Origin of the sequence: Kribbella pittospori (assembly GCF_004331465.1) — a bacterium.
In the GTDB taxonomy this organism is placed as follows: Bacteria; Actinomycetota; Actinomycetes; order Propionibacteriales; family Kribbellaceae; genus Kribbella; species Kribbella pittospori.
This window is the reverse complement of sequence record NZ_SJKB01000064.1, coordinates 1-525: the sequence shown is the minus strand read 5'-3', so window position 1 is coordinate 525 and position 525 is coordinate 1. Positions and strand designations below refer to the sequence as shown.

The window sequence follows — 525 nt, the reverse complement described above, 5'->3', positions numbered from 1 at the left end:
TCCTGGAGTCGGATGACTCCGTGGAGCATTGCCAGCAGGAGGTTGTCGATCCGGTCGTGGCTGAGGTGGAGTCGGCTCGCGATCTCGTCGCAGGTGGTGAATCCGGTGGCGGCGCCGATAGTGGCAGCCGCGGTGGCGGTGTCGAACGGGCGGCGCAGCCGGTCGGCTTCGTCGAGCCGGGTGACGAACTGCGTGACCTGATCAAAGCGCCACTGCTCCCGGCTGCTGATGACCTGGTGGCCGTCCGGGTCAACTGCGGCGAGGCTGATCAGGCGTCGGAACAGGTCCGGGTCGGTGTTCCAGAAGCGGCAGAGCTCGGTGACCATCGCGGTGAAGGCAGCGACCGGATCGTCGAGGGTAGCCGCCGCGTGCATGCCCGCCACAAGTCCGGCCCGCTGGGAGAGGTCTTCGGCGACCGCGTCGAGTAGTCCGAGTTTGTTGCCGAACTTCCTGTAGATGGTCACGCGGGTGACCTCGGCGTCGGCGGCGACCTGCTCGAGGCTGAGGCTGCGGTAGCCGGCGTCG

General features: G+C 67.8%; 1 protein-coding gene. It reads right to left on the bottom strand.

Features of this window, described 5'->3' with window-relative positions; all coding sequences use genetic code 11:
* Window positions 1–525 (bottom strand): TetR/AcrR family transcriptional regulator (locus tag E0H73_RS45630; protein WP_131367570.1); only part of this gene is annotated, 525 nt, incomplete at both ends.